General features: G+C 32.3%; 1 protein-coding gene and 1 pseudogene. Both read right to left on the reverse strand.

Going from position 1 to position 2,289, the window contains the following annotated elements; genetic code table 11:
- Nucleotides 1-287 (reverse strand): annotated as a pseudogene (locus H1P_RS36965) (hypothetical protein); the annotation flags it as partial.
- Between the two features lie 495 nt (nt 288-782).
- Nucleotides 783-1,937 (reverse strand): IS4 family transposase, encoded by a 1,155-nt coding sequence (locus H1P_RS32820; RefSeq protein ID WP_144875609.1) that lies wholly within the window; start codon nt 1,935-1,937, stop codon nt 783-785.
- Nucleotides 1,938-2,289: the final 352 nt, after the last annotated feature.

Here is a 2,289-nt window from a genome sequence, read left to right on the forward strand (position 1 = left end):
TTAGCTAAATTACGGCATAAAGTGTCACATTGGTCGAACATATGCCAAACATCACCATGACAAGCAATATCATTCCCCCAAGCTGCTTTTTTTCCTGCTCTGATTCCTTTTCCTGCGTCGGCAATGGTGTAGTCAGGATTTAATCCTTGTTGCTCCAGTTCCAGTAGATAATAGCCCCAAGTATCTTCATCTCGATGCTCTACTTCTTCTAGAAGAAAACAGTAGGTAGAATCAGCATCCACTCCTGTTAATACTGGTCGAGTACTGTGAAAGAGTTCGTCGAGCAAAGCCACCTCAATTGAGGATAAATCTTGAGATTGATTAATTTTTCGAGCTTTTTGCGTTGCTTCTTTTATCCTGTTGTGAACCGTGCCGATACTGAGCGAATAATCGAATAAATCTCTTAATAACTCGACAACACCGCGATAGGAACAGTGACAAATCAGAATTAGCGGTACTTAAACAAAAATTATGCCCAAACAAAGCCTAAACTGGCTTTATAAGCTATGAATACATCCCTATTTTTGTTTTTGGGGTGACAAGCATATAGAAAAGCAAGCGGTCACAATTACTAAGCAACATCAAGTTGAAGAAAAAAACAATTAGGAGATAAATTTTAGTAATATATTTGGGTTAATGAAATAACTATAATTGAAGTAAAATCATTAAATATATTTTCTTGGTAAATTGATATATGCGTTTATCTTAAATAAGCATTTGTAAGTGACTTAATCAATAAAAATTAAGCTTATAATTAAAGTTCAATTAATTCAAATAAATGCTTAACTAATGGCAGATAAAACTTTTAATCCTTGCTGATAATAGTTGCTCTTATGTCGATTAATTATCATGAGTTTTTCAACTAAGTTAAAACAAAAATTCCAAGCTATTATCCAATTTTGTCCGTATAATCCTATTCTAAAATCACTATGTCTTCTATATTTTCTTTGAGCTTCAGTTAGACGAGTAATATACTTTTGATGTCCTTGATTCTTAAAAGACTTGCCTTCTAAAGACGCTGATGTGTAAGCAATAGCTATTAATAGAATCAAGTTAGTTAGCCTGATAAGATTGGCTTTACTACCTTCAAGATTATATCCCCCACTCTTATAATCACGGAACATAGCTTCGATACCCGCTCTCTTTTTATAAAGTTTAATTACTTCATTTGCGCTATCTAAATTAGTTAGAATAAACCAGTTTTCTTTTGCTTGATGATGGCGATAATCTCTCTTTTTATAAACTAATATATTGAATTTACCAAAACCTTTTTGTTTAGTAACTTTGAGATTTTTATATAAGATTTTAACACCTGGAGTGAGTTTTAAATCCTTAAGTTTAACTTCATTTTTACTGCTTCTTTTTATATAAATATTACCTTTTTCCCTAAAAGCAAAATAAATAGGATTCTTAGCTTTTTTATTCTTTTCTTTTAACCAATAAGATAATTCAACACCATGGAATTCTCTGTCTCCAAGAATCACTACGTCATAATGAGAAAACAATTTCAATACTGGTCTAATAAGCGCAATTTGTTCACGAATATTACTGCTTCCCTTTTTTGATAAAATTAGCCAATAAATAGGTAAAGCTCGCTTTCTCCACATTACACTTATCATGAAAACATTCTTGTCTGACCATTGGGTTCTATCTAATACTAAAATCAGAGGATTACTTCGTTTAAATTCTTGTTCGACAATTGATTTAATTATGGGAAACCAAAATAAAGATAGGCTTAAAGATGATGAAGCTAAAAATCTCTGAATCTTTTTTCGTCGGCTTTCGTAGAGAATTGGAATTGGTAAACAGCTAGCTAATCTTTCTATTCTTACTTCTTTTTGGACTTGAAGTAGCCAAATTAATAGCTGTAAAGTTATTATTTGGCTCTTAGTTAAATATTTCTCTATCTGAGATTTATGGTCAGAAAAAAAGTCCATAATTAGGATTTAAAAATTGCTAATATTTGACTTTTTCTCTCATTAATTGCTCAATTAATTCAGGTTTTTTAATAATAATTAACGAGAATTGGGATTTTAACAGTTTTTTTGTACTATTGTCTAGAGCTTGTATTTGTTTTAAAAATCAACTTCTGAACTTGTAGTCCTTATTTTAGAGAGGTTTTTGGCTGCTTGTCACCCCAAAAAAGCGCACTCTCTAATAGAGGTGACATGGGTGGTGACCATCTGGTGGAGGTTTGGCGGTTGTCACTCCTGCTGTCACTGAGTTCATCAGCTAGAGAATAATCGGTTTGCCTCAGTAGTACGGATTTTACTACTTAAATCCTCCTGT

The sequence above is a fragment of the Hyella patelloides LEGE 07179 genome (assembly GCF_900659865.1).
Classification (GTDB): domain Bacteria; phylum Cyanobacteriota; class Cyanobacteriia; order Cyanobacteriales; family Xenococcaceae; genus Hyella; species Hyella patelloides.